Source organism: Sporolactobacillus sp. CQH2019 (assembly GCF_028765345.1).
Classification (GTDB): Bacteria; Bacillota; Bacilli; order Bacillales; family Sporolactobacillaceae; genus Sporolactobacillus.
The window spans coordinates 337,093-344,049 of record NZ_JARAJZ010000005.1 but is presented as its reverse complement, the minus strand read 5'-3'; the positions used below and the strand labels follow the sequence as shown (position 1 = coordinate 344,049).

Annotated in this window: 8 protein-coding genes; 6 read left to right on the top strand and 2 right to left on the bottom strand. The window is 42.9% G+C overall.

Features of this window, described 5'->3' with window-relative positions:
- The first annotated feature begins 769 nt into the window (after positions 1-769).
- The 4 genes from OYT88_RS09725 (at position 770) to OYT88_RS09710 (ending at position 3,477) form a co-directional block, all read left to right on the top strand.
- On the top strand, positions 770-1,489 hold the full coding sequence (locus OYT88_RS09725) for a B3/B4 domain-containing protein (protein WP_274399624.1): 720 nt from the start codon (positions 770-772) through the stop codon (positions 1,487-1,489).
- 349 nt (positions 1,490-1,838) lie between these two features.
- Positions 1,839-2,291 (top strand): MarR family winged helix-turn-helix transcriptional regulator, encoded by a 453-nt coding sequence (locus tag OYT88_RS09720; protein WP_274399623.1) that lies wholly within the window; start codon positions 1,839-1,841, stop codon positions 2,289-2,291.
- 21 nt (positions 2,292-2,312) lie between these two features.
- Positions 2,313-2,831 carry a spermidine/spermine N(1)-acetyltransferase gene (paiA, locus tag OYT88_RS09715; protein ID WP_274399621.1) on the top strand — a complete coding sequence of 173 codons (519 nt, stop codon included), beginning with the start codon at positions 2,313-2,315 and terminating at the stop codon, positions 2,829-2,831.
- A 22-nt stretch (positions 2,832-2,853) separates the two neighbouring features.
- Positions 2,854-3,477, top strand: a complete 624-nt coding sequence (locus OYT88_RS09710; RefSeq protein WP_274399620.1) for an FMN-binding negative transcriptional regulator — start codon at positions 2,854-2,856, stop codon at positions 3,475-3,477.
- Between the two features lie 246 nt (positions 3,478-3,723).
- Here OYT88_RS09710 and tgl read toward each other — a convergent pair whose 3' ends face one another.
- Together tgl and OYT88_RS09700 are read right to left on the bottom strand one after the other, a co-directional pair.
- A complete protein-coding gene (gene tgl / locus OYT88_RS09705; protein ID WP_274399618.1) occupies positions 3,724-4,524 on the bottom strand; it encodes a spore coat transglutaminase TGL in 801 nt (266 codons plus the stop codon).
- Positions 4,521-5,504, bottom strand: coding sequence for a hypothetical protein (locus tag OYT88_RS09700; protein WP_274399616.1), 984 nt, complete (start codon positions 5,502-5,504; stop codon positions 4,521-4,523). Before OYT88_RS09700 ends, tgl begins: the two co-directional genes overlap by 4 nt.
- A 151-nt stretch (positions 5,505-5,655) precedes the next feature.
- Here OYT88_RS09700 and OYT88_RS09695 point away from each other — a divergent pair, with 151 nt between their 5' ends.
- Entirely contained in the window at positions 5,656-6,450 is a 795-nt protein-coding gene (locus OYT88_RS09695) for a thymidylate synthase (RefSeq protein ID WP_274399615.1), read from the top strand.
- Positions 6,447-6,932 carry a dihydrofolate reductase gene (locus OYT88_RS09690; RefSeq protein WP_274399614.1) on the top strand — a complete coding sequence of 162 codons (486 nt, stop codon included), beginning with the start codon at positions 6,447-6,449 and terminating at the stop codon, positions 6,930-6,932. The genes OYT88_RS09695 and OYT88_RS09690 overlap by 4 nt, the downstream gene beginning before the upstream one ends.
- Positions 6,933-6,957 lie beyond the last annotated feature (25 nt).

The following is a 6,957-nucleotide window of genomic DNA, read 5'->3' as shown; positions in this document are numbered from 1 at the left end:
GTCCTTTTCATTATATAAAAAGAGGCGATTTTTTTCTGTGATCTTTCAAGGATGAGCGAAAAACGAGAGGGAAAAAATGTCCCTCTCGTTTTTCACTACAGACTGACCTTTTGAGACAGCCTCTTTTATTATGCCCGAATTTAAGCTCAATTTCCCCGATTTTTATTTATTAATGAACGGATGACGGAGGAAGCTGCAGATTGAAACACTAGAAAATCGAGAAGTGGTTTTCTTTGTTTTTGACCAGATCCAGACACCATCATCTCTAATATTGTCTGAAAATTGATGACCTGACCGGCCAAGTTCCCTTTTCGCAGGATCAGCCGGCTCTCTCAATGGCGTTCCATTAATAAAGTGTGCCTCCGTAAGGTTTTGAAGCAGTATATAATCCTTCGTTAAACAAATATTTTTCAGTTAAAAAAAGACACGGAGTATATTTTAAAAAAGAATAATGATTATGTTTGAAATAATGAAACTGCACGGTGTGGACAATAGTCTGCAGAAATGATTGATGAGGAGTGTTAAAGACAGTGACTTGATCGAGATTATTAAAGAAAGGCCAACATGATCACATGTATTGTTGCAAATGCAACGGAATTAAACTATATTTAATATATGCCTTTTTGATGCATTTGCAATAAAAATAATGGAAGACATTTCTTCATGGAATCGGCAACGGCAAGGGAATTGTTATTCTGCAGAATTTAAAGTTTACTGACCGGCACTATAGTATCTTGAACGAATTTTAAAGTCGAGGAGGCATTTTTAAATGAAAAAGTTTGTTATCGAAGATCAATTCTGGAGTACATTTCCGGATGCAAGAATTGGTACTGTTATTTGCAACGGCATTGATAACTCTATAAAGGATAAAAATAAATATCAGGATATCATCTATAATTCGGAAAGGGAAGCCTTGCACTATCTGGAGCATGCGGAAGAATTCAGCAGTATTGAAGCAGTTAAAGTATGGAGAGAGGCATTTCGAAAGTTTAAAACCAAAAAAGGTGCAAGATCCTCTGTTGAGGCACTATTAAAACGAGTGTATAAAGGGAAACATTTGGGAACGATTAATCCATTGGTCGATATATATAATTCTATTTCTTTGAGATATGCGTTGCCTTGCGGCGGTGAAGATATAGATACCTTTGCGGGTAATATCAGATTGACTAAAGCAGCGGGAAATGAAAACTTTGTTACATTAGGAACGGATAAAAACGAACCGCCCTATGAGGGTGAGATCGTATACAAAGATGATGGCGGAGCCATTTGCAGGTGCTGGAATTGGCGCGAATCCGTGAGAACGATGCTTACGGAAAAGACAGAGAATGCTTTTTTGTGTATTGAGTTAGTTGATGAAAGAAGATTGAATACGTTGGAAAATGCTTTAAAAGACCTGGCGGCATCGGTTCAGGATAATTTAGGGGGAACATGCGTCATTTCAATTCTTGATATTAACAATAAAGAAGTATCAATTGAGGCGAAGCGATGAGAACCGGCGCCTTCCACTGAGTATAAGTCTCTGAACGGAATCATAACGAGATCCGTTTAGAGGCGGACTATTTTTATTATGCTTACGTGTTTTGCCGCTTTTTGGCAAACAGCACCAGGTCGTCTGTTTTATGAATGATGCGATGAAGGTATTGGATCTTGCTTAGATAATGATATGCAGCAACTATCCTTACTTTTCTTGTTCCGATTTCATCGTTCTTTTACCCCTTTTGGATTAAGTCATCATGAATGATGACTCCCTATAACCTGGATCAATTTTTGCCGCGAATGCAAACATCATAGTTAAAGTAATCTTTATTTGCAACTAAAATGATGTTAAGGAGTTCATTATGAAGGAAATTCTTCGTGAAATCGGAATGATAGCCAGGGCGTTAGATTCCATAAGCAATATAGAATTTAAAGAATATGATCTTACAAAAGGGCAGTATTTGTACCTTGTGCGGATATGTGAAAACCCGGGGATCATTCAGGAAAAGTTAGCAGGGATGATAAAAGTGGACCGGACAACAGCGGCTCATGCTGTAAAAAAACTTGAATTGAATGATTTTATTGAAAAGAAGGACGATAAGCATAACAAGAAGATAAAAAAACTCTTTGCGACAGAGAAGGGGCAAAAGATTTATCCTTTTATAAAACGAGAAAATGACTATTCTAATCTCGTTGCATTGGCCGGATTTTCCGAAAAAGAAGCAGAAGCTATTTCCAATCTTCTTCAGAGGGTAAGAAAAAATGTTGAAAAGGATTGGGAATTTGTCAAGAAGGGGAACAAAAGAAATTATTGAGAATATAGAAGGGTCGCGGAAATGGCTGTAAAAATAAAGAAATGCACATTTGAAGACTTACTCATACTTCAAAGAATGAGTCATGAAACATTTAATGAAACATTTGTGCATCAGAATTCACCCGAAAACATAAATGCCTATTTGGAGAAGGCGTTTAACTTAAAACGCTTGGGAAAAGAGTTATCCGATATTTCCTCGCAATTCTTTTTTGTTTATTTGGATAATGAAATTGCCGGGTATTTAAAAGTCAACATCAATAATGCCCAGTCTGAAGAAATGGGTGATGAAGCACTTGAAATCGTGAGAATCTATATAAAAAATGAATTTCAAAAACATGGACTTGGCAGATATCTGTTAAATGAGGCTGTAAAGTTTGCGATGGAACGCAATAAAAAGAAAATCTGGCTGGGCGTATGGGAAAAAAATGAAAAGGCTCTTGCCTTTTATCAGAAAATGGGGTTTATTCAAACGGGAGCCCACTTTTTTTATATGGGCGATGAAGAACAAAAGGATTTTATAATGACCCGAATACTCCTATGACTTTTTTGAGAGGCGGATTATAATGTATATTCCAAAATGTTTTAAGGTCACAAATGTTGATGAAATCTGGAATTTTGTTCAAAAAAACTCCTTTGGCACGATTATCACAACGGAACAGGGGAAGCCGATAGCGACACATATGCCCTTTGGGTTCACTAAAAAAGGCGATGACTTCTATATTAGCGGTCATATGGCTTATGGAAATCCTCAGTGGAGAACATTTGAAGCGTGTAATGATGTGCTTGTGATGTTTCAGGGACCGGACGCTTACATCTCTTCTTCATGGTATGGGCATGAAGAAGTTCCGACATGGAATTACCAGGCCGTCCATGTATATGGCAAAGCAAGCATTTTAGAGAAAAATGAATTAATCGAAGAATTAACAAAAATGATGGAACATTATGAGCAAAATCGGGAACATCCTGTTCTATGGGATAAACTTTCTCCTGAACTCTTAGAAAGTGAACTGAAAGGAATCGTTGGATTTAAAATTAAAGTAAAAGAGATTCAGGCCGCTTATAAATTAAGCCAGAACCGAAGTGAGACGGATTATATTAATATCATTGAAAAACTGCAAAATGAAGGGAGTCCAAATTCAAAACAAATAGCGGAGCTGATGAATAAGGAATTAAAAAATCGCATATAAACCCGCTTTATTCAGCCCTCGGGCATACTGAAAACTATACTTAAACATTGTAAAAGATTGTGCTTAAAGTATTATTGAAGACTTTAAGCAAAAATGATTAAAAACTGAACACCAATCTGTTTAATCTGTTAAAGACGCATTTATTTAGGAACAATTTCTTTCAAAACGTCTGATCTTTATCGTAAAATGCTATTTATGAAAGCGTTCTTGAACAAACTTTCGTTGAAAGCAATGTTTGAAAACTCTCTAAAAAGTATAAGTCGATGTCCCTGCCGCGATTCTTATGACATCTGTCTGCCCTCCGGCGTCAAGCTCTGAAAGTGCCAGATAATCCGGACGGGTGGCGCCGGGCATCAGAAAGGCGGAAATCTCGGCGCCTCTTCTTCGATATTTGTTCAGTTCCGCAATGATCTGTTCGGCGGGAAGAATGCCGATGCCGTGGCCGAAGTAGAGATGGTTCGACAGATCGACCGCATTCTCGCCCTGCCACTGCGGTGTCTGGGGATTGACCTCGGGATTTTTAAAGTAACGAATGTCTCCGGGAATTCCGGATCCGACGTGATTTATGTTTCTCAAAGGGAAAAAAGGATGATTCTGCCAATCCCAAAGATAGAGATGCTGAAAGACGGCATTGAAGCGCTCTTCCCGTACAGTCTCAATCAGCGCTTTATAAAAGACAATCATCATGGCAGTCGCGCATTCAAAGGCGTAGGCGTCTCCGTTTCTAAAAATGTCGCGTATAGCTTCCGAAGGCTGCCGTCCGGGTCTCAGTTCGAAACCTCCTTCACCGGTCAGAGACCAGAAAAGCTCATTGCATGCCGAGTAGTAAAAGGTTGCGAATGCTGCCCGGCTGTTCTGAAGCGCGCGCGCCGCGGCAATCGTTTCAGAACGGAATTTGATTTCAAAAGTCAGTTCGCGGCGGGATGGGTAAACAAACATTTCTGATGAATCGCTCATGGCCTGAAAAATTTTCGAGGCATTTGCTCCGATCGCACTGAAGCTCCCCGCTGCATCTGCCGTAAGCGTCTGACCTTCCACAATAATCATGCGCCTTCCTCCCCGTAACGGCGTTCCTTGAGAGTGCCGATCTGCTGATTCAGAGGCTGTGCGATCCAGAATCGCCAATTTCCCGGCTGCTGCTTCCGCAGTTGGCCGGAAAAGCGGGAAAGGGCGATTTGTGTTTTGCGGGGCAATTTTAAAAAAGCCAGGTAATTTCTTTTTTCTTCCGGCAAAAGTGTCTGCATAGGCTCTCCGGTCCGGGGAATGACCGCTTTTCCAAGATACTTAGCACTGTAATGGATCCGGTAAGGCCTGGCGCCGGGGGCGGCGTCGTTCGTCTCTCCCGTATACACCAGATAGTGCCCGTTTTCTTCGTACCAGGCTTCAAAGACAAAAAAAGCGGCCCGGCAATCCAGTGCGTGACGCACTTCCGGAATGAAAGAGAGCATGCGCCGGGCGTAATCGCTTTCCACAGTCTGCTCCGAGAGAAGATAATTGGCAAGATAAACGAGACAAACAGGGTTTGCGGTTTCCAGCAAGGCGCTGATTAAATAATGGCGCTGGCTTTTATTTTTATAACGGTAGAAAATCAGATCGATCATTTCTTTTATCCAATCATGATGGTACGTGTGCAGAATATGAATCGCCGTCTGATCGATCACCTGGGTATAATCGGTAGAAAGGATATTCTTCCATCCGGTGCGAAGAACCCAGAGGAGCGATCCGACGACAAGATCATGTTGATCCGGGAAGGGGGCATTCAGGTCAATCCCAAGATCGGCACCCTGAAGTACATTGCGGATGTGGGCGAGGACAATGCGATTGCGTGCACTCAGACCCTCTCCGCGCTTCTCTAAATGTTCTCTCAGGGTAAACAAAGCCGGAAATTCAAGCTTCGGATCGTTAATCAGCTTAAGTGCGCTTTTCATGTCTGTCTGACAGAGCTGTGTCCATTCTTCCTGCAAGGCGCCGGGATGCTCGCGGCGCAGACGATTCAGAGGATTGCCCTGCTGCGTGTCGGCATTCATAGCTTTCTCCTCCCATTTAGCGGTGCTTGTAACATGACTATGCATGGCTGCGGATGATTATGATTTTGTTAACGCGGTTCCGGCAGATATGTCGGGCCCGGTCGGATTATGATACTATAGAGAGCAGAGAGACACGAGGGGTGATGGAATCATGAAACAGTATTTGGATTTGTGCCGAAAGGTTCTGGAAGAAGGCCACCGGAAATCGGACCGGACCGGGACCGGAACGATCAGCCTCTTCGGCTATCAGATGCGCTTCGATCTTCAAAAGGGTTTTCCGCTGCTGACGACAAAGAAACTGCACTATAAATCAATTATTTATGAACTGCTTTGGTTCCTGAAGGGCGATACCAATGTAAAATATCTTCAGGATCACGGCGTCCGTATCTGGAACGAATGGGCGGATGAGAACGGGAATCTCGGTCCGGTCTACGGCCGCCAGTGGCGCTCATGGCCCGGCAAAAACGGCGGAACCGTTGATCAGATTTCAAATGTGATAGACCAGATTATACACCACCCGGACTCCCGCCGCCTGGTTGTTACTGCATGGAATCCGGCGGATATTCCGGACATGGCGCTGCCTCCGTGCCACTGCCTGTTTCAGTTTTATGTCAACGACGGCAGGCTGAGCTGCCAGCTTTATCAGCGCAGCGCCGATATTTTTCTCGGGGTGCCGTTTAATATTGCTTCCTATGCACTGCTGACGGAAATGATCGCTCATGTAACCGGGCTGGAACCGGGAGAGTTTATACATACACTGGGCGATGCTCATATTTACCTGAATCACATTAGTCAGGTCAAAGAACAATTATCGCGGACGCCCCGCCCGCTGCCGGAGCTGAAAATTTTGCGCGACGTGCCGTCTGTTTTCGACTTTGATTATGACGATTTCAGCATCGAGGGCTATCATCCTTATCCGCACATCAAAGGTGAGGTGTCCGTATGATTTCATTTCTTGTGGCGATGGACCGAAACCGGCTGATCGGCCGCGGCAATGATTTGCCGTGGCATCTGCCGGCCGATCTCCGCTATTTTAAAAAAATAACGACCGGCCATCCGGTCATTATGGGCAGGAAAACGTTCGAGTCGATCGGGAAACCGCTTCCGGGAAGAAAGAATATAGTACTGACGCGTGATTCGGAGTTTCGATATGAAAATGTTGCTGTCTTCCATTCTGCAGAAGATTTCCTGAAGAGCGGGATTTCTTTTGGCAAAGAATGTTTTGTTATCGGCGGCGCCCAGATTTTTGAGACATTCATCGCTTATGCCGACCGCCTGTATATCACTTGTATTGATGCTGAATTTGAAGGAGATACCTATTTCACAGCTTTTGATGAAGAAAAGTGGCGGCCTGTCTCTGAAATACAAGGGACGCTTGATCGAAAGAATGTTTTCCCGCACACTTTTTTTGTCTATGAACGGGCGTGAACGTGCCATTACAGGTTTTTGACGG